Source organism: Weissella sp. ESL1177 (assembly GCF_058107185.1).
This window is the reverse complement of record NZ_CM176591.1, coordinates 317,439-337,964: the sequence shown is the minus strand read 5'-3', so window position 1 is coordinate 337,964 and position 20,526 is coordinate 317,439. Positions and strand designations below refer to the sequence as shown.

15 protein-coding genes are annotated in these 20,526 nt (G+C 37.9%); 1 reads left to right on the top strand and 14 read right to left on the bottom strand.

Annotated features, from left to right (window positions below; all coding sequences use genetic code 11):
- Nucleotides 1-179 precede the first annotated feature (179 nt).
- The 6 genes from argS to AC3B5D_RS01650 form a co-directional block, all read right to left on the bottom strand.
- Complete coding sequence (gene argS, locus AC3B5D_RS01675) at nt 180-1,865, bottom strand: arginine--tRNA ligase (RefSeq protein WP_489839829.1); 1,686 nt, start codon at nt 1,863-1,865, stop codon at nt 180-182.
- A complete protein-coding gene (locus AC3B5D_RS01670) occupies nt 1,865-2,173 on the bottom strand; it encodes a hypothetical protein (RefSeq protein WP_489839830.1) in 309 nt (102 codons plus the stop codon). Before AC3B5D_RS01670 ends, argS begins: the two co-directional genes overlap by 1 nt.
- A gap of 103 nt (nt 2,174-2,276) precedes the next feature.
- Nucleotides 2,277-3,803, bottom strand: coding sequence for a UDP-N-acetylmuramoyl-L-alanyl-D-glutamate--2,6-diaminopimelate ligase (locus tag AC3B5D_RS01665; protein WP_489839831.1), 1,527 nt, complete (start codon nt 3,801-3,803; stop codon nt 2,277-2,279).
- A 34-nt stretch (nt 3,804-3,837) separates the two neighbouring features.
- Nucleotides 3,838-4,437, bottom strand: a complete 600-nt coding sequence (locus AC3B5D_RS01660) for a non-canonical purine NTP pyrophosphatase (RefSeq protein WP_489839832.1) — start codon at nt 4,435-4,437, stop codon at nt 3,838-3,840.
- A 2-nt stretch (nt 4,438-4,439) separates the two neighbouring features.
- Nucleotides 4,440-5,738, bottom strand: coding sequence for a bifunctional folylpolyglutamate synthase/dihydrofolate synthase (locus AC3B5D_RS01655; protein WP_489839833.1), 1,299 nt, complete (start codon nt 5,736-5,738; stop codon nt 4,440-4,442).
- A 110-nt stretch (nt 5,739-5,848) separates the two neighbouring features.
- Nucleotides 5,849-6,997, bottom strand: coding sequence for a helix-turn-helix domain-containing protein (locus tag AC3B5D_RS01650; protein ID WP_489839834.1), 1,149 nt, complete (start codon nt 6,995-6,997; stop codon nt 5,849-5,851).
- Between the two features lie 570 nt (nt 6,998-7,567).
- Here AC3B5D_RS01650 and AC3B5D_RS01645 point away from each other — a divergent pair.
- The gene (locus AC3B5D_RS01645; protein ID WP_489839388.1) at nt 7,568-8,902 is read left to right on the top strand and encodes an ISL3 family transposase; all 1,335 of its coding nucleotides are present in this window, start codon (nt 7,568-7,570) and stop codon (nt 8,900-8,902) included.
- 216 nt (nt 8,903-9,118) lie between these two features.
- Here the strand turns inward: AC3B5D_RS01645 and AC3B5D_RS01640 are convergent, their stop codons facing one another.
- From AC3B5D_RS01640 to AC3B5D_RS01605, 8 genes are all read right to left on the bottom strand, one after another.
- On the bottom strand, nt 9,119-11,047 hold the full coding sequence (locus tag AC3B5D_RS01640; RefSeq protein WP_489839835.1) for a MucBP domain-containing protein: 1,929 nt from the start codon (nt 11,045-11,047) through the stop codon (nt 9,119-9,121).
- Between the two features lie 359 nt (nt 11,048-11,406).
- Nucleotides 11,407-12,354: a diacylglycerol kinase gene (locus AC3B5D_RS01635; protein ID WP_489839836.1), complete on the bottom strand. Its 948-nt coding sequence runs from the start codon at nt 12,352-12,354 to the stop codon at nt 11,407-11,409.
- 93 nt (nt 12,355-12,447) lie between these two features.
- On the bottom strand, nt 12,448-13,893 hold the full coding sequence (gene gatB, locus AC3B5D_RS01630) for an Asp-tRNA(Asn)/Glu-tRNA(Gln) amidotransferase subunit GatB (protein WP_489839837.1): 1,446 nt from the start codon (nt 13,891-13,893) through the stop codon (nt 12,448-12,450).
- Complete coding sequence (gatA, locus tag AC3B5D_RS01625; RefSeq protein WP_489839838.1) at nt 13,893-15,350, bottom strand: Asp-tRNA(Asn)/Glu-tRNA(Gln) amidotransferase subunit GatA; 1,458 nt, start codon at nt 15,348-15,350, stop codon at nt 13,893-13,895. The genes gatB and gatA overlap by 1 nt, the downstream gene beginning before the upstream one ends.
- Nucleotides 15,350-15,661: an Asp-tRNA(Asn)/Glu-tRNA(Gln) amidotransferase subunit GatC gene (gatC, locus tag AC3B5D_RS01620; RefSeq protein WP_489839839.1), complete on the bottom strand. Its 312-nt coding sequence runs from the start codon at nt 15,659-15,661 to the stop codon at nt 15,350-15,352. Before gatC ends, gatA begins: the two co-directional genes overlap by 1 nt.
- Nucleotides 15,662-15,712: 51 nt before the next feature.
- Nucleotides 15,713-17,113: an RsmF rRNA methyltransferase first C-terminal domain-containing protein gene (locus AC3B5D_RS01615; protein ID WP_489839840.1), complete on the bottom strand. Its 1,401-nt coding sequence runs from the start codon at nt 17,111-17,113 to the stop codon at nt 15,713-15,715.
- A 94-nt stretch (nt 17,114-17,207) separates the two neighbouring features.
- Nucleotides 17,208-18,029 carry a Cof-type HAD-IIB family hydrolase gene (locus AC3B5D_RS01610; protein ID WP_489839841.1) on the bottom strand — a complete coding sequence of 274 codons (822 nt, stop codon included), beginning with the start codon at nt 18,027-18,029 and terminating at the stop codon, nt 17,208-17,210.
- 18 nt (nt 18,030-18,047) lie between these two features.
- Nucleotides 18,048-20,414 (bottom strand): Xaa-Pro dipeptidyl-peptidase, encoded by a 2,367-nt coding sequence (locus AC3B5D_RS01605; RefSeq protein ID WP_489839842.1) that lies wholly within the window; start codon nt 20,412-20,414, stop codon nt 18,048-18,050.
- Between the last annotated feature and the right edge of the window lie 112 nt (nt 20,415-20,526).

The window sequence follows — 20,526 nt, the reverse complement described above, 5'->3', positions numbered from 1 at the left end:
CCTCTTCTTCACTTCGTCATTATGACTGATGAGTTACTACCGTCACTTGTACCATTTTATCATAATCCCCGATTTAGCTTAAATTTGCCTGTATATCATCAAAAAAATATCACTGAACTCGTGACGATAAAAGGTCGAAGCAACCCCCTATTTGGTAGTTACTTCGACCCTTTTGTTCATTACATTTCTTGAGGTGCTTTTACGCCTAATAAACGTAGTGATTCTGTCAAAACATATGAAACAGCAGTCACTAAGGCTAAACGCGCATTTCGTTGTTCATCCTCAACCAAAATCTTTGAATTAGCATAATACTTATTAAAAGCACGTGCTAAGTTCAATGCATATTTTGCAATCACAGATGGTTCGCGATCACGCCATGCGCGACGCACAATATCACCAAAATTAGCCACTAACTTTTCAGTTTCCCAAACTTGATCATCATTGATAACCAAATTCGTCAAATCTAATTCAGGCTTACCAGCTTTACGCAAGATAGATTGCGCACGAGCATTAGTGTATTGAACATATGGCCCCGTATCACCTTCAAAACGAACCACTTCTTCTAACTTAAAATCAAAGTTACCGATACGTTCATTCATCAAATCATGGAAGACAACGGCACCAGTACCAACTTCATGTGCTACTTCTGCTTTATTTGCAAGATTTGGATTCTTTTCGTTGATTTGATCTGTTGCCAATTTAACAGAATCAGCTAACACATCTTTCAATAAGATAATTCGTCCTGAACGTGTTGACAACTTTTTACCATCAACTGTAATCATACCAAATGAAATATGTTCAATATCATCTGACCAAGCATAGCCCATTTTCTTCAAGACTGCCTTCAATTGCATAAAGTGCTCACGTTGTTCACCACCAACCACATACAATGATTTCACAAAGTTATAGTTGTTCTTACGGAAAATTGCGGCTGCCAAATCACGTGTCATGTACAAAGTTGCACCATCTGTTCGTTGAATCATGGCAACATTTAAATTCTGATCACTTAAATCAACAACTTGAGCCCCTTGTGATTCAACTAGTAAGTTCTTTTCTTTTAATGTCTCAATGACTGCGTCCATTTTATCGTTATAAAAGGCTTCCCCATTGAAAGAATCAAAATCAATATCTAACTCATTGTATAATTCCATGAACTCTTTCAAAGATTCTTCACGGAACCATGACCACAACCGGTGGGCTTCTTCGTCACCATCTTCAAGCTTTTTGAACCAAGCACGACCTTCGTCATTCAATTCAGGTTGCGTTTCGGCTTCTTTATGGAAACGTACATAATACTTTACCAATGTATTAATTGGATCAGCCTTTACCTCTTCTTCAGAACCCCAACGCTTATACGCTGACATCAGCTTACCAAATTGTGTTCCCCAGTCACCTAAATGATTAATTTTAATTGGTTGGTAACCATTGGCTTTCGCAATTTCTGCTAAAGAATTACCAATAACCGTTGAACGAAGGTGTCCCATTGACATCGGCTTTGCAATATTAGGTGATGACATATCAATAGTGATATGTCCTGCTTCACCATCAGTATTATGACCATAATCTGAATCACGTAGCACTTCAGCTAACGTATCAGCACCAAATTGGGCTTGATCCAAAAAGAAGTTAACATAAGGGCCAACCGCTTTTACTGCTTTAAAGTTGTCCGTAGCAATGGTTGCAACAATCTCTGTGGCAATTTGTTGCGGTGCCATGCGTCGAGCTTTTGCTAGTAAAAATGTTGGAAACGCATAGTCACCCATGCTTGTATCCTTAGGTACTTCAATTTTTGAAAGAATCGTTGCATTATCCAATTCAGGAACGACTGCAGCAATTGTTTCTGCAATTTGATTCTTATAATCCATTAAGCTTGGTCTCCTTTAGCCTTTTCTTCATCATCTTCTTCAGCGTCATCTTCTGAAGGGCGTGGTGCCGGATTATCTGTCTTAACCAGGATCTTAGTCTCTGACATCCGTAATACCGCGCGATGGTTATACTCATTCACAGTCGCATCATCTTCTGGATCATTTTCAGTAATGACTACTAATAATGAATGTTCATAAATTTTTTCAACGATCCCTTTAAAGTCATGTTCAAAATTTGCAAATTTCTTACCGGCAACAAAATCACCGACATCAAATTCAGACGTATTTTCTACTGGTTCTTTAGCCATGGTGCTATCCCCTTTACTTTATCACTGAGGTTTTTTTAAATGATTAATCGTTCGTCATAATTATGACAATTCTATAAATTATAACAAATTTTTACCCCAAAGACTAGCGCTCTAATTCAGAAACGACGCGATTAGCAACCGCCCAGTCATTTTCATACGGTGTATCGACTCCATTTATCTTTTGATATTCATCCAATCCTTTGGCGGCTAAGACAACAACGTCATCTGGTCTAGCACTTTGAATAGCTGCCGTAATGGCAGTTGTTCGATCTAATTCGCGGTGAATTGTCACAGCCGGATTTGTAATCGTTGCTTGAATTTCATCCGCAATTTTTGCTGGGTCTTCATACTGTGGATCATCACTTGTCAGATAAACAATATCGGCTCCTTCACTGACGGCTTTACCAATACCTGGACGACGTGACACACCTTTGTTGCCAGGTGCTCCCACCACAATAATCAACTGATTCACTGACTCGTTTTGTCGCACAAACTGTAATAACGCCGTAATTGATGCATAATTGTGTGCATAATCAACATAGATCGTCCCATGAGCTTGTGTGTTCAATACTTGCATTCGACCTGGTACTTTCACAATTTCAAGGCCTTCTACCATGGCAGGTGCATCAGCCCCCACTAAACGTGTTGCAATCATTGCTGCTAACGCATTACTCTGATTAAAATCACCTGGCATATTTAACTTGTATTCGCCAGCAATGTGTAAATGGGCTGCTTGTTGACCAACTTCACGTACTTTAAAGACACTGCCATGAAGGTTTGCTGTCATCGTTTCAAAATAAGCATCTGCTTTCGGTGAATCCACATCTTCTTGGCCATATAGCCAAATACCATCACGAGGCACCGTTAATTCAGCGTGCGCAATCAGTTCACCAAAATGATCTGTATCCACATTAAGAACGATTTGTTCCGAATGATCAAACAACATCATCTTATGTTGTAAATAATCTTCAAAGGTAGGATGTTCATTTTCACCAATATGATCTGGACTAATATTAAGAAAAATACCGACATTGTACCGTAAGCCATAAACCCGGCGCATCTTAAAGGCTTGTGATGACACTTCCATCACCATATGTGTCATACCATTATCAACTGCCTCACGCATCCAACGAAATAAATCAAGCGATTCAGGTGTCGTCAAATGTGCGCGATAATGAAATTGTGGCTCATTCCCTGTAATCACTTGGAGCGTTGATGATAAAGCCACTTTGTCATGTGTAAACGCCCGTAAAATATCGTAAGCCATGTAAGCTGTCGATGTTTTGCCTTTTGTACCAGTAATGCCAATCAATGCTAAGTCATTTTGTGGATAACGATAATACGCCATTGCAACAATACTCATCGCTGCTGGCACATCATCTGCCACCCAAGTTGGTAGTTCTGAAGTATGTTTAAAATCTGCTGGGGCGACAATGGCAATGACCCCTTTTGCAATGGCATCTACTAAATACTCAGGTTTGAAATTACCTTTGATAAATAGCAGTGTCCCTGGTAAAACATCTTTCGAATTGTAGGCTAAATGTTGTATCTCACCATCATAATTGGGTGCTGATATCAATAAATCTTGATCAGCTAATAACGTTGTTATGTTATCTGCAGTGAGTGTCATCACGCTTAGTCCTCTTTTCCTATTTTATACTTTATTATAATATGCCAGATTGTTGTAATTGTGTCTTCATTTTTATTGCTGCGCGACCACGGTGCGCATAGTGAACACGCTCAGGTAAATCAATCTCCGCCAAAGTAAGACCATTTTCTGTTTCTAATAATTGATCAAGCCCATTTCGATGGCCACGTGGTACTTGAACCAATTTTATACCGCCTTTACCCTGTGAAGTAAACACTTGGTTATCTGGTGTTATCACCACAAAATCAGCTAATAAATAAGCTTCTCGCGACACATCTTCTGGCATTTTTTGCAACACATATTGATTAATTTCATCATCTCCACGTAACTGGTGGGCTTTAAATTCTCGCATGGTGGTGACACCAAAATGATCTGGAACAGCAGGTACAAATAGTGCTGAATCATCAGCTAGGATATATTCTGCCGGTAATAATCGATGAATCGTTTGCGCCTTAACTAACGCATTGGTTGCCATATTATCCGTCGTTTCTGCAGGAAAAGTCACTTCAGCAATCAATTGTCGATAATTTAAACCGACTAATCCTAAAATTGCCAAATATCGAATCATTTCATCAGTTTTATGCGTGTTATTTGAAGCAATCACAAATCGTGGCATCCTTATATTCCTTCTTCCTTTTCAATCGCACGTAATGTATAAAATGACCCTGTGACAACAATCAGTGCTTCAGAAGATTCTCGAACTTGCCGAGCTAATGTAATCGCAGCAGTTGAATCATCCGCAATTTCAACATCTACATCACTCATCATGACAATTTGTGCAGCAAGTTCGTCGGCCGACATCGCATTTTTAGCATCTGGGGTTACCGTAATAACCGTTGAAACATAAGGTAGTAACTCGTCTAACATATCAATATAGTTTTTACCCTTGATTAATCCCAAAATAACGATGGGCTTAAACGGTAAATGCCATGAACGAATAGCAGCCACCAAACTGGTAATGCCGTGCGGATTATGAGCACCATCATACAAAATATTATGTTCACTATCAAATTCCATACGACCCGTAATCTTAACGTGAGACAAAGCCTCTGCAATCGCCATATCTGTTAAGGTAATGCGCTTATTTCTGAGAATTGTCACAACTTGTAACACTGTACTCAGGTTATTGGCCTGATAGGCACCCGTCAAAGACAATTTCAAACCCTCAAATTGATCAACATTAAGTACTAATCCCTGTGGTGAAGATCTCACAAGGGTAATTTGGGGCTTGGGATACGGATTCCAAATGGCACCAACAGCTTTTGCTTTCTCATGCAAAATGTTAAAGACTTCAATGTCTTGACCGGGATAATTAACAACCAAACTGCCTGGTTTGATCGCCCCTGCAACATTTTCTGCAATTTTTAAAATATCATGTCCGAAGAAACTAGAATGATCATCAGAAATTTTTGTCACGGCAACCACTAGGGGTTTTTCAACAACATTAGTTGCATCCCCAGTACCACCTAACCCAGCTTCAATAATTGCAAATTGGACTTCGTTTTTAGCAAAATGACACAGCGCAATCAACGTCCACAATTCAAATTTTGTCAAAGTTTGTTCATCACCACCATGATTTTTAATTTCAACCATGATCCGCTTGTAATGAAACATCACTTCTTGTTCACTAATTAATTCGCCATTAATGGTCACAACTTCACGATCTGACAAAATAGCTGGTGTTGAAAAATGGCCAACACGATAGCCAGCCGTTACCAATATTTTACGTAACATCACTCCCGTTGACCCTTTACCATTTGAACCCACAATGTGAATTACTGATAATTGCCGCTCAGGGTGTCCTATCCACGATAAAATCTCTTTTAACATGCCTACACGACTATGCTTACTTGGTAATATTTGCCAGTCGTCACCTAAACTTAATTCAAGTTGTCGATACGTTTCTACCGTCCCCATCAGCCTATCCGTCCCTTTTTTATATGCTTTTCTAAGAAATCATTTTATCACAAGAAAACCTCGAAAGTTACTGTTACTTTCGAGGTTTATTTGAAAAAGGCATCTTTTAATCAAATCGCTTTGGATGAAGAATCAATTTCATCTAAAAAAACTTCTTCTGTCTTTAAGGATATTTTTTTGCGATATTCACTAGGCGTCATATCTAACGTTGTCTTAAATACTTGAACAAAATGACTAGTCGTCGCAAAATTTAACCTCGCAGCAATGTATTTTATACTAAAATTCGTTGTTAATAACATTTTTTTCGCAATTTCAATTTTTTCTTTTAGAACATATTGTTTAATTGTCACGCCATACTTTTCTTTAAATTTCTTATTCAAATATCTTTCTGAATAACCAAAATAGTCACTGAGTTCTTGCAACGTTAATTTCGAACTAATATGTTCTTGAATATAACTTTTGATTTTTTCAGATAATAACAAATTATTTACTATAAAGTATCTCTTCATTTCATTAAAGTAGTATAAAGTGATATTTTCTAACCACAAGTTAAATGAAATTTCTGTTTCTTGCATTTCAATTTTTGCAAGAATTCGATTATAAATATAGTAAGCATTTTCGACAGAATAATTATGCCGGATAGCAGACTCATTTAGTATTGATATATAGGCAATTAACGTATCTTTTTGACCACGCAGATAATGTTTTTCGCCAAACATTGCCCCATATTGTTTCATTCGTAATTCAGACCTTAAGTAATAAATTAACTTTTCTTCATCCTGTTGATCAAATGCATCTAATAATTTAACTAAGTTATTATGCATTTCTTGTTCCTTTATTGGATCAAAATCCGTTGATTTATCCTTTTTTTTCATGGCATCATCCAAATAAAGTGAGTAAAGTGGCCAATCAGGTGCACTTTCTTCCTTAAACAGTTGATAAGCAAATTGCAAAATTGGTTTTACTTGTGGTGCCAGTGTAAATAAAGCGAGATTCCTGCTTGAATATAATGGTGCCGATAATTTTGGTTGCATCACTAAATATTCTTGATTGCCAAAATTAATCACTAAATAATAATTATCAGTATCACGTACCAGATTAAATGATTGATCAACACACACGTCTAAAATATGATAGATGCGCGTTGATGAATGACTAATGAGGTTCCCTTGTATTATTTTACGAACATTTTCTTGATAATAATCAATATCCATTTCTAATAATTGCCCCAAAAACTTTAAATTACATAATGTATCCATGAACTTATCCCTGCATTTTTTTAATTTAGATCATCAACAATCATTACAAGTAACAGTATGAAATATTTCAATCATAAAAGTTACATACCAATGATTCATCAATTTCGAATAACCCACTATACAATTTAAAATAATCTTTGAGAAAGCCATTTTTTGTATCATTTGAATCAAAAAAGTATTTTTCAGTTCCATTAATTATGGAAAATAAACAATATAAAGAAATATATTAAAAGATTTCTTATCGTATTTAACCGTTTATTTATCACTATCGTCACTACATTTTTTAATTTTTATTAATCTGTCTACTAATCAGCAGAAATTAATCAATGAAAATAATTCATCAAATTAAATACTAATTTCAGCAAATTTTCCAGTACTCTTTCTGAATAAAATGAATACTTTATATTTCAATTTTTTTAGGTTCTACAATATTTGGTACTGATAGCTAATCTGACAGATTAGTCATTAGTGCTTTTTTTGTTGTTTTTGTATAATTCATTTATAAACACAAAAAAACAGACCAGCAGCCACTAGTCTGTCTCACAAAATCCCTTTGAAAGGACCTCTAACATGGATAAGTATATCAAGATTTTACTCGGAATTAAAGACACACGTATTGAATTAGATGATCAAGCCTCGGAGGTGATGACCACGGTCTTAAAAAATGGCGTTCGACAACAAATTTGGCATTTGAAATTATCTTATGATAATTATTGTCCACATTGTGCTTGTTTAATGAATAAGAATGGCATGAAATTCGTCCAACATATCGCCTCTCGTGCTGCCAATATATTTAATCAGCTAGCGATTCGCAAACAAAAATACATCTGCCCACAATGTCATCGAACAGCACTAGCTGAATTTTCTGATATTAAATCAGGTGATCATATCATGACGAATGTTAAACAAGCAGCTGCCATGGAGTTAAGTGAAAATGTTAGCCAAAAACATATCGCCCAAGCCTATAACATTTCATCACACACTGTGATGCGTCAAGCGCAAGGACTCTTTACTTACAACAAAACAAGTTTTCATTATCTACCTCAGCATATTGCTTTTGATGATTTTAAGTCTGGTAACTTTGCGGAAAATAGTGGTATGAGCATGATTTTAATGGACAGTACAACCTACCGCGTATTAGATATCATGCGTGAACGTGGCGATCATAGTCTTCGCCATTACTTTGAGCAATATTCAGCAGCAGCGCGTGCTGCTGTTAAAACCATTACCGTTGATTTATTTAGTCCTTATCGCAATATAATTCATGACTTGTTTCCACACGCTCAAATCATCGCCGACAGATTTCATGTTGTCACACAAGTTTACCGTGCATTAAACCAAACACGTATCCAAACGATGAAATCCTATGGTACAGATTCACGAGCTTATCGCCAGTTAAAGCGATATTGGAAACTGCTTTTGAAAGATGAAACCACTTTGAATTATACTGATTTTCGAAAGCGTCGAAACTATCGTTATGCTTATTTAACCGATCAAGAGGTCATCGATCGATTATTAACCTTATCACCAGAGCTACGTTCAGCTTATAATTTTTATCAAGACATCCTTTACGCCGTACGATATAAAGATTTTGAACAACTGCAAATAGCTGTTACAACAAATACGCAAGAAACTCGTTTCCAACATTTGCCAGAAACTATGAAAAAGGCCCAACGGACCTTGCGTAAGCACCTACCAGAAATTAAAAACAGTTTTATTTACCCGTTCTCAAACGGTCCCGTTGAAGGGGCTAATAACAAAATTAAAGCCATTAAACGGACTGCCTATGGTTTTCGAAACTTTAAAATGTTTCGTTTGCGCATATTAATTGCCTTCAAAGATAGTTTTTATTCGCAAAGCTACAGACAAAAAGCAACTAAATTTATGAAAAATTCAGCTGCTTAATGTTTAAGCTATTTAATTAAATAATTCTGCTATCAGTACAATTTGACCAATAACCATTTTTTACTACTTTCTACACTTAGTCGAATAGTTGGCTTTTAAAAAAGACTGTTCCTGATGACATATCAGAAACAGCCTTTAACCGTCTTTTATCTTCCTGTACTTAAACGATTCATTTTATTTGATATCACATTTTTTATATATTAGCTGGCAACTGCATTACTGACGTTTCTTGAAGTAAATTAATATACCAGTTAATACAGCCAACACACTTATCACACTAACATAACCTTTTTGTTTTGCTGCCGTATTTGGCAAAATCGTGTTCACCCCATCTTGTATCTTTTTCGTCAATGGCTGTTTCGTTTTTGTCGATGAATTATCAGCTTTTGTTGTACTCAAAGTCTGATTAACCTGATTGTGGTTTTCATTTTTTGGCCCATTTACTTCTGTATTCTTGGGGTTTGAATCCTTTGTATAAACATAGGTCACCGTTTGCTTTTCATCGGTTAATTTACCAGTTGGATTGCCCTTTACTTCTTTAAACGTGTACCCATCGAGCTGCTTTTGTTGTGCGTGATAGGCGTCACCAATATTTCCGCTAATCGTTTCCGACGTTGCGATCTCTTTACCACTTTCATCCTCATAGTTGACCGTCACATCGGCTGCTTTCACTGGATTCTTCGTATAAATATAGGTCACCGTTTGCTTTTCGTCGGTTAATTTACCGGTTGGATTACCCTTCACTTCTTTAAACGTATACCCATCGAGCTGCTTTTGTTGTGCGTGATAGGCGTCACCAATATTGCCGCTAATCGTTTCCGACGTTGCGATCTCTTTACCACTTTCATCCTCATAGTTGACCGTCACATTGGCTGCTTTCACTGGATTCTTCGTATAAACATAGGTCACCGTTTGCTTTTCGTCGGTTAATTTACCGGTTGGATTACCCTTCACTTCTTTAAACGTATATCCATCGAGCTGCTTTTGTTGTGCTTGATAGTCATCACCAATATTGCCACTAATCGTTTCTGAAGTTGCGATCTCTTTGCCTGCTTCATCCTCATAGTTGACTGTCACATCAGCTGCTTTATGATCAGCAACAACGACCTTGGTTGTATTCCAAATATATTCCCCACTATCTAATTTTTCATAGTACTTCACATAATAAGTACCATCATTTTCGAAAGTAAAATTGTCTTTCGTCGTTGATATCAACTTACCTTCACTATCTAGTACATCAAACGTGCCACCAGAATTATTGCCATAATCATTTACAAAATCTTTCAAAGATTGATTTGTTCCCCGAGAGATTTCAACGTTGCTTTTCATATTAACCTTAGTTTGGTTGTTAAATGTTCCCCATAATGTTCCCCATCCCGGGTGTTCCGATACATACTGTGAGCCATTGACATACTGATCACCGGTTGATTTATCTGAACCATAAATTTCAAAGTCACTCGTACTTGAACTATGTAAAAACATATGTGAGCCATCATCTGAAGAATTTAAAGGTTGTATGGCATAAATAACATATGAGTTAGCGCCTATTTCAGGAAGATGACTTAAATCAATGGCTGTACTCCCATCAGTATTTCTAACAAAAGGCAATGATGTCACGGTATCTCCCGAAACATATGCAGCCGCTAATACTCTTAAAGGTGCATCATTAACCAGATCTTGCTCTGGGACGACTTTTAATTGCGAATAATTATAATTACTGTTTAACCCAACACGATATGTCATTTGCATAGAATCATTATTAAATTTATGATTATTATTATAATAATCAACTGTTTGCTGTGTGATTCCCAAATTCAATAATGATTGCTTGACATTGGCATTATTTGAGTCATTAGGAATACCATCTCCTAAAGTATTGCCAACTAAATCTGCCTTATATGTGGGTGCTGTCGTGGCATCTCTTGTCACCACTGAATTATTATCAGAGTTAACTGATTTGATAGTGTTATCACCGGTATGGTCAATACTTTCCGATTCAGCATAATTTGTTTTGACATCTGCATTGACATGTCCAACATTAAAAGCACCTGTTATCATGACAGTAACAACTGACATACTAACAAAAGCCCAATGTTTACCATCCTTATACATTTTATAATGTTCTTTGATACCTTTTCTGCTCATGTTGCTATAGCCCCCTAAATTTACCATTTTCATGAATTATAAATCATTCATCAAACCGTCATCATTATCAAAAAGGATTTATTATGTTCAAAAAGGAAGGAATTTTAAGTACACCATTGGTAAGTCATTTTTTTTTGGTCATCAACGACATATTTTCATGGTTAGCTATTATTTTTAATAACTAGCATAAAAGGGGGCTGAGCCATAAGTCGTTATAATCAGCTGAAAAAGGCGCTAATCTATCAATTTTGATTGGTAGATTAGCGCCTTTAAACGTGTGACAAAAGACTGAAGCCTTATCGTTACAATCGGCTTCAAAACGTCTTTTGTCACACTCTCCTAAGATATAAAATATATTTTTAATCATTTAATTTAAAAGGCTCACTGATTAACATTTCCCTTGAACTATCATCAATATTCGTAACCATTTGAATATGTTGTTTATGATTAATAAATGTCACTGGTGCATCCCCACCATATTCACCATCAAGATTGATCATAATTCTATCATTTTTCAATGATGACACTTCGACACGTTCAGACTTGGCATAAATTAAATTGGGATTGTTAACATGCTTACCCTTTAATACCTCGGTAACCAAGTTTAAGATTTCAGAAAATTTCGTTGTTTTAACAATTAAAAGTGTAAACTTACCATCATCTAGCTTCGCATCGGGCACAATCTGCTCAAAACCACCCACAGAATTGGTTAATGCCAAAAAAAACATGGCTGATTGCCCATTGAATTCACCATCATCATATTTCACATGAATATCCATCGGTTTAATACTGGTTAACATTTCTGCACCCTTAACAAGGTAAGCTAAATAACCATACATTGACTTTAATTTTGATGGTACTGAATAAGTTAACTCTGACAATGAACCACCGGCCGCAATATTAACAAAGTACGACTCATTCGATTGCCCAATATCCATTTTTGCCGCATGTCCCTTTAAAATAACACGAGCCGCAGCTAATGGATCTTCGCGCGGAATGCGCAAAGCACGTGCATAATCATTAGTTGTCCCAGCTGGAATGATGGCCATCATTGGTCGTTGGTCTAACGGCGCAATCCCATTAACAACTTCATTAATTGTCCCATCACCACCAGCAGCCACGAGTAAATCAAATCCCGCTTGGGCAGCTCGTTTAGCTTCATTCATTGCTGAATTTGGCTCGGGTGTTGTCGCAAAAGCGCTTGTTTCATAACCAGCCTGTTCATAAACATCTAAAATATCAACAAGGTCTCGTCGAATTGCCTCGCGGCCAGATGTTGGATTATAGATAATGCGTGCTCTTTTCATTACGTTATGCTCCTAATTTAATCTATGTATGAGCAGTGCAGCCATCACACTGCTCAATAGCTCACATACTAATATAGCATACTATGTGAAACTTTATTCAGGCTTACGAGCCTGCAAGCCAGCCATCAACAATTGGTTAACAACTGCTGGGTTAGCACTTCCTTTAGTTTGCTTCATAATTTGACCAACTAAGAAGCCAACCGCACGATCTTTTCCATTATGAAAGTCAATAATTGATTGTTCATTTTTATCCAAAATTTCATCGATCATTGGTGTCAAAACAGCTGGATCAGATAATTGCTTCAAACCGTTCTTTTCAACGAATTCAACTGGATCATCACCTTTGGTAATTGCCTTAAAGACTTTTTTAGCCATCTTAGTTGAAATCGTACCATCATCAATAAGCTTGATCATATCAGCCAAATGTTTTGGTGTTAACGGCGTTGCTTCCAAATCAGCTTGTTGCTCATTCAAAAAGGCGTTAACGTCGCCCATCAAGTAATTAGCTGCACGCTTAGGATCAGCGCCTTCAGCAACTGTTGCATCAAAGAAATCAGACATTGCTAAGGTTTGTGTCAAGACTTCAGAATCATAAACTTCTAGCCCAAGTTCATCAACATAACGTGCCTTACGATCTTTGGCAGTTTCAGGTAACTTCTCACGGACTTCTTCAATCCAGTCATCAGTGACATGAATTGGTGTCAAATCTGGTTCCGGGAAGTAACGGTAATCATCAGCCGTCTCCTTCACACGCATCAAAACAGTCTCACCCGTTGCTTCGTCAAAGCGACGTGTTTGTTGCTTGATGGTACCACCAGACATGTAAATCTTAGCATGACGATTTTCCTCAAAAGCCAAAGCTTTACGAACATAATTGAAAGAATTCAAGTTCTTCAACTCAACCTTAGTACCATATTCCTTAGCCCCTACTGGACGAATTGAAATGTTGGCATCAACACGCATTGAACCTTCTTGCATCTTAACATCAGAAATACCCGTAAATTGGATAGCTTGACGCAAAGCTTCTAGATAAGCATAGGCTTCATCAGGTGATGAAATATCAGGCGCACCAACAATTTCGATTAATGGTGTTCCTTGACGGTTCAAGTCAACGTATGAATAACCATCCGTACCGTGCGTATTTTTACCAGCGTCTTCTTCGACGTGCAATTCAGTAATACCAATACGCTTCTTTTGGCCTTCAAATTCAATCTCTAACCAACCGTCACGACCTATTGGCTCTTGTTGTTGTGTAATTTGGTAGGCTTTAGGATTATCTGGATAGAAGTAATTTTTACGGTCCCAATGCAAATCACGCGTAATATCAGCGTTCAAAGCAAGTGATGCCATCATACCATATTCCAAAGCACCCTTGTTAGCTTGTGGTAGCACACCAGGATAACCCCAGTCGATAACATTGGTATTAGCGTTAGGCTCGGCACCATATTGTACGGGAGAAGGTGACATCGCCTTAGAGTTTGTCTTTAACTCAACGTGGACTTCAAGTCCGATTGTCGTTTCAAAATTTGGCACTGCCATTAGTCCTTACCTCCTGGTACTTTTTCGAATAAACGTGTTGCTTGCTCATAAGCATAAGCGGCACGATAAATGGTTTCTTCTTGATAACGGTTAGCAATCAATTGCATACCGACTGGCAAACCATCAACAAAGCCAGCTGGTACAGACATACCTGGCAAACCAGCCATATTAACTGGGATAGTCAAAACGTCATTCATGTACGTTACTTCAGGATCATCTTGGTTAGCACCAAATTCGTAAGCAACGTTTGGTGTGGTTGGTGCCACAATCAAATCGTAATCAGCAAAGACCTTTTGGAAATCATCATTCATCAAGGTACGTACTTGAGCAGCCTTCTTAAAGAATGCATCATAAGAACCAGCTGATAGTGAATACGTTCCAAGCATGATACGACGCTTGACCTCATCACCAAATCCTTGTGTCCGTGTTTGAACATACAAATCATCTAGATTCTTAACATTTTCAGGCCGGAAACCATAGCGGATACCATCAAAACGTTGCAAGTTTGAAGATGCCTCAGCAGAAGCTAGAATGTAGTAAGCTGCAACACCATATTCAGTATGTGGCAATGACACTTCATCAACTGTTGCGCCTAACTCACGTAACTTTTCGATACCTTGACGAATCGTTGTCTTAATTGCTTCATCAATACCATCTGCAAAATATTCTGTTGGGACAGCAATCTTCATACCCTTAATGTCACCATCTAAGTGAGCCGTATAATCAGGCACATCTTGATCAGATGATGTTTGATCATTCACATCATGGCCCGCCATTGCTGCCAAGACTGTTGCATTATCCTTGACACGGCGCGTAAAGACACCCACTTGGTCAAGTGACGATGCAAAAGCAATCACACCAAAACGTGACACACGACCATACGTTGGTTTCATACCGACAATACCGTTAAAGGCTGCTGGTTGACGAATTGAACCACCCGTATCAGTTCCTAAAGCAAATGGTACTTCACCAGCAGCAACTGAGACTGCGGAACCACCTGAAGAACCACCAGGAACCTTTGTTTGATCCCAAGCATTCTTAGTTTGCTTATAATATGAAGTTTCAGTTGTTGACCCCATGGCAAATTCGTCCATGTTCAACTTACCAACCCCAACGGCACCGTGATCACGTAAACGTGAAACGACTGTTGCATCATAAATTGGCTTAAACCCTTCTAAGATTTTTGAAGCAGCCGTTGTTGTGACATCCTTGGTCATCAAATTATCTTTGATACCATATGGAATTCCTGACAAAACATTATCAGGATCAATGCCAGCCTCATCAATTGCGGCAGCTTCAGCCAATGCCTTGTCGGCCATCGTTGTCAAAAAAGCATCATACGTGCCATCTGTTTGTTCGATGTTTGCTAAAGTAGCTTTTACTAAATCAACAGCTGTGATTTCTTTGTTTACCAGCTGTTCATGTAACTTTTCAATATCTGTATGCAAAAAATCCATTAGCCTTCTGCTCCTCCATCAAGAATTGCAGGCACTTTAATCAAAGTGTCTTGGTGCTCTGGTGCGTTATGCAACAATTCTTGCGATTGATGCGCATTCTTAGCTACATCATCTCGTAGTACTGTATGCATCTCAGTTACTGAGTATGTTGGCTTCACATTTTCTGTATCTACCTCAGCTAACGTTGTCACCAAATCAAAAATTTTACCTAAATGATCTGTAAACATGTCAGCTTCTGAATCTGTTAAAGCTAACTTTGCTAAGTTAGCCACATGTTCAACTTCTTCACGCGTAATTTGCTCGTTTGCCATGTTAATTCCTTTCATGCTTTGATATAGCTATTTTACCAAAAGATTTTATATTTAGTATATGTCATCTGACAAATTCACCAGATGATCATGGACAACAAACCGTAATCCTTTGGGATAAAAATTCTTCATCTGACGATTGACTAATTTACCAAAACCCACGCCATTATGATTCATTTCTAGTAAGTACCAGCCATTTTCTAACTGATCATCAGCGATTGGCACCATAAATGTATCACCGTGAACATATTGGCGCCATTCCACATCGGTTAATTGATAACGTTTTGTAAATAATTCTGGCTGAACTGCCAATGCAAGTGCCAAACTTGGTTCAAACCTTTTTTTCTTAAACGTTCCCAAGTGTAGACCAGCTCGTAACACTTGCAGACCTTTTAAATCTGGTGTGTCAACTGGTAAAGCATATAGTTGATCACCAAAAGTTAACAAAGTACCTGGTTGATAATCATGTACCATCGTTTGTTTAAAATCTGCCCAATATTTTTGTTGTTCAACTGTCAAATTAGATTTGGCTAACTTAGGTTCTTTCACTGGTGTCACTGTTGTTGGTTGATATTGCATCTTTGCCATAAAATGGCCTTCACCAACAACATATTGTGGAAAAAGGCGAACTGCTTTGGTCAATTCTGGATTATGGTCAGCCCATTCAGGTCGACCATCTGACATGCCATCGTGCTTTGGCACATCCACCATGTGTAAATCAGGATATTTTTTTAATAACCAGGCAATGATCTGTTCATCTTCTTCTGGTGCAAATGTACAAGTTGAGTATACTAATGTGCCACCCGGTTTTAGCATTTTCATTGTTTCAACAAGAATTTCACGCTGACGAGTGGCATTTTCTGCTGGATAATCCTGATGCCAATACTGAATCGCATCTGGATCTTTACGAAACATTCCCTCACCGGAACAAGGCGCATCTAAAATAATACGATCAAAATATTGTGGGAATCTTTTAGCTAATTCTTGAGGTGCATGGTTGGTCACCAATGCATTTTGAATGCCAAAACGTTCCACATTCTCACTTAAAATTTGAGCCCGTTTACGAAAAATTTCGTTCGACACTAATAAACCAGCTTGTTGCATAAATGATGCTAAATGGGTTGATTTACCACCCGGCGCAGCTGCTAAGTCAAGCACACGTTCCCCTGGCTTTGGCCGTGCTAATTCACCGACTAATTGTGCTGATGGTTCTTGCGAATAGATCACACCCGTTGTGTGGTCAACTGAATGACCCTTGGCGGTACCATAGTACCCCCAATCACCCCAAGGTACGCGACCTGACGTTGGTGTGTCGTACAAGTGTTGATTGGCTTTCAAAGGATTAACACGAAAAGCTTTCACAACTGGCTGATCAAATGCGGCAAAGAATTCATCCGCCTCGTCTCCCATTAATTGACGATATTTGGCTCGGTAGTCTTTTGGTAACTCCACCATGACATAAACTCCTTGTTTTAGATAGATTACATTTTATTTTACACGTTTTTCTACTATTCAAACAGTGCTGATTAACAAGGTGTTCAATCCGATCCTAATCAATTAATTTTTCTAAATATTTTGCCAATCCGTCTTCTTCATTTGTATAGGTCGTGATATCGTCCGCAATAGCAAGTAACGCTGGATTACCATTTTTCATCACAATACCATGGGCAGCGTAATCAATCATTTCAAAATCATTCATTTCATCCCCAAAAGCATAAACATCATCTTTTTGAATATCATATGCTTTCTGTAAAATTTGTAACCCTGTATCTTTGGCGACACCAGCTGGCACGATTTCCAAAATAGGTGATGTCGCACCCCATGTTTTCACAGTGACACGATCAGCACCATAACGATTCGTCACATATGTCTGAATTTCTGCCTGATGATCACTATTTTGTGCTTCGATTAAAATAGAATTAATATTTGTTTTTAAATTTAAACGATCTAACATATGATATTTATCTGTTGTTTGTGGAAAAAAGAAAGCATCAACCGGATTCTCTGGTCCAATCTTATTATTAGTCCAAACATCTGCCCGACTTTCTGCAACCACAGATTTAATCGCCATATCTGCTGCATTTTCAATTAAATCAAAGGCAATTTCGCGATCAACTTGAAATGAATACGCATGATCCCACGACGTATTTGGCATGTCACCAAACGCACCATTAAAATTTATCATCGGTGATCGTAAGCCAAGTTCTTGATAAATATTAGTCGATAAACGTACTGGTCGTCCCGTTATAATGGCCACAATATGACCAGCGGCTTGCATTTTCTGAATTATTTGGCGTGTTTTGTCAGAGATCTGACCAGCATTATTCAAAGTTGTTTTATCTAAGTCAATGCCAATTAGTTTACGTCCCATAAATTTTTTCCTTCCATTCTATTTGTTGCTGACAATTGGTACGATAAGTTCACTATGTGTCGTATCAATTGTATAGGTAATCTTTTGATTGCCCCGAATGGTCATTTCAAAATCTGTCCCATAAACGACAATACCTAATTGATGACCAGCCGTTAATTGATATAACGTTGGTTGTAAGGTCAATGTTAAATCAACATACTGATTCGGCTGTAAATCGTCCACTCGCCATGGATGCTCACGATTTTGCATATTCATATGCCCAATGGTGATCATTTTAAATGGTGTTGTTGCTGCTTGTTGAAATTCAACTAGGCTTGTCGGTTGCCAATTAACCCCCCGATCAATTTGCTGTCCCTGGACAACAGGTTTCGTTGTTAGACGCTTCGCTTCTCCATAATCAACGAGCATCGCACTAACTAAGCCCACATTCTCAGATGACTTCATCCGCAATTTTAACGATACTTCACCATCAATGATGACATCTTGCAATTGTTTTGGTTGCAAAAAAATCGCACGTGAATTATCTAACTGGTGATTATGTTGATCCAACATTTGTTGACGCCATTGGTTAAAATCTTGACTATAGGTACGATAAGTCGCTGTCGTTTGTTGATCGGTGTAACTCACTGGTGTCTGTACATTAGCTAATGACATTGTTGTCATGGCGGCTTGACCCCAAGTCTCCCGTGTTTGCCAAGTCTCAGGTGCTAGATTACTTTGCCAAGTAATGTCTGGTAATTGGTTTGGTGCTTGATTAGTTAGCCCATACAATTTATGACTGAGCCATAGATTCATCTGATCACTAAAATCTAAGGAACGATTATTATTGATATAAATATGCTGTCCCTGATGTAAATATAGTTTTTTCACAAGATTTAAATCTTTTAATTTTTGATATAACCGAAAGACTTGGCGAGGTTTAACGTTCCAATCATTTAAACCATGCACCATGATCACATCAGCTTTGATTTGCGCAGCATTGTTCAAATAATTACGTGCATCCCAATATGCATTATAATTACCGGTTGCACGATCCATCTTGGTTGCCGCGGTTTGTTGTGTTGCTTGCCACTGTTGCTTTGTTTGATACCAATCACCAGCATCTTGCATCCGTGAATAAACTAATTCTGCTAAAACATCCATATCTTCCCCTGGAAAGCCACCAGGTGCAATCACTAAGCCATTGTCACGATAATATTGATACCAATCCGAGATGGCGGCTTCTGATATCACCGTTTCTAAACCGGTGACACCTGTTGTTGCAACAGCTGTCGCTAAAGTGCCAAGATATGATTTACCCGTCATCGCTACTTTACCATTGGACCAATTTGCTTTAATCGCTAACCCACTGGTTCGATCAGTAAATGCTTGCCGATTACCAGCCAACCACTCAACCACCGCTTTCATACTAGCTACTTGTGCTGGTGATCCTGTATCTTGCATCCCATCTGAGTCTCGTGTACCAATACCTGATGAATAAGCAACTGCAAACCCACGTGACAAGAAGTAATTGTTCAAATCAACGTGCGCAGTTGGATAGAACGTTTGGGTTGCATGTTTTGCCTCACCAGTGATTGTTTGCCCACGCAATACTTTATTTGGTTTGGGTTGGTAGGCAATATCTGCATACGTCGCTTGATTTGGTATCTTGTGTGTTAATGGCACATTGACATCATGTAATTTTTTGTCACTAACAATATCATTTGTTCCTTGATAATATGGTGACGCCGTAAACAGGGTCGGTACTTTTTGTTGCGTTGTTGGTCGGATAATATCAACGCGGACGAGATCCTTGCGACCGTCCTCATCTGTGTCCAAATCCGTTTCGACATACACCGCTTCTTTTTTTAATTGTTTTGTATCAAACGTGACCATAGCTTTGCCATTAAAGAACAAAGATTGATTAGTCGGTTTAAAATACCCTTGACTCGCTAATTCATCAATAAATTGTAACCCATTTCTAGTATGTGTCGTTAATAACATATACCAAGCGGTTAAAACATCTTCGGTTGACCAAACACCAGGTTTATCATATAACGGTAAGCCAATGTGGTTAACGGCTTTTTGGGGCTCAGATAATGAATAATCGACATCTTCTAAAAATTGTAACAACTGTAAAGCAACATTATTAAATTCCTTCACTGTTAACTCATGACTAGTCTCAAAAAAATTAGCTAATGTTTGTTTTTCAGTTACCATATAAAAATGAAATTTTTCGTTGACCGCCGTAGTTGTCGCGGCTTGGTTCAACAATGCTTGCCATAAAGCCACACTGCCTTGTGCCATGGCTGCTTGAATCTTTTCGTTATAAAAACCAATTTGCGTTAGTTCTTTTATTTTTTGTGAAAAAGGTGTTTGAACAACACCGAACTGGTTAATTTTCATTCGCTTATCTCCATTTCAATGTTTATATTATAGCAAACATTAAAACATAATGAGAATGCGATGCTTTTTCATTGATATAAAGAAAACAGGTTCAAAAAAAGCTGAACCTGTT

Bases quoted from the DNA above. Each gene is read 5' to 3' on its own strand.
- argS (WP_489839829.1), bottom strand. From the start codon at position 1,865: ATGGATTATAAGAATCAAATTGCAGAAACAATTGCTGCAGTCGTTCCT.
- AC3B5D_RS01670 (WP_489839830.1), bottom strand. From the start codon at position 2,173: ATGGCTAAAGAACCAGTAGAAAATACGTCTGAATTTGATGTCGGTGAT.
- AC3B5D_RS01665 (WP_489839831.1), bottom strand. From the start codon at position 3,803: ATGACACTCACTGCAGATAACATAACAACGTTATTAGCTGATCAAGAT.
- AC3B5D_RS01660 (WP_489839832.1), bottom strand. From the start codon at position 4,437: ATGCCACGATTTGTGATTGCTTCAAATAACACGCATAAAACTGATGAA.
- AC3B5D_RS01655 (WP_489839833.1), bottom strand. From the start codon at position 5,738: ATGGGGACGGTAGAAACGTATCGACAACTTGAATTAAGTTTAGGTGAC.
- AC3B5D_RS01650 (WP_489839834.1), bottom strand. From the start codon at position 6,997: ATGGATACATTATGTAATTTAAAGTTTTTGGGGCAATTATTAGAAATG.
- AC3B5D_RS01645 (WP_489839388.1), top strand. From the start codon at position 7,568: ATGGATAAGTATATCAAGATTTTACTCGGAATTAAAGACACACGTATT.
- AC3B5D_RS01640 (WP_489839835.1), bottom strand. From the start codon at position 11,047: ATGAGCAGAAAAGGTATCAAAGAACATTATAAAATGTATAAGGATGGT.
- AC3B5D_RS01635 (WP_489839836.1), bottom strand. From the start codon at position 12,354: ATGAAAAGAGCACGCATTATCTATAATCCAACATCTGGCCGCGAGGCA.
- gatB (WP_489839837.1), bottom strand. From the start codon at position 13,893: ATGGCAGTGCCAAATTTTGAAACGACAATCGGACTTGAAGTCCACGTT.
- gatA (WP_489839838.1), bottom strand. From the start codon at position 15,350: ATGGATTTTTTGCATACAGATATTGAAAAGTTACATGAACAGCTGGTA.
- gatC (WP_489839839.1), bottom strand. From the start codon at position 15,661: ATGGCAAACGAGCAAATTACGCGTGAAGAAGTTGAACATGTGGCTAAC.
- AC3B5D_RS01615 (WP_489839840.1), bottom strand. From the start codon at position 17,113: ATGGTGGAGTTACCAAAAGACTACCGAGCCAAATATCGTCAATTAATG.
- AC3B5D_RS01610 (WP_489839841.1), bottom strand. From the start codon at position 18,029: ATGGGACGTAAACTAATTGGCATTGACTTAGATAAAACAACTTTGAAT.
- AC3B5D_RS01605 (WP_489839842.1), bottom strand. From the start codon at position 20,414: ATGAAAATTAACCAGTTCGGTGTTGTTCAAACACCTTTTTCACAAAAA.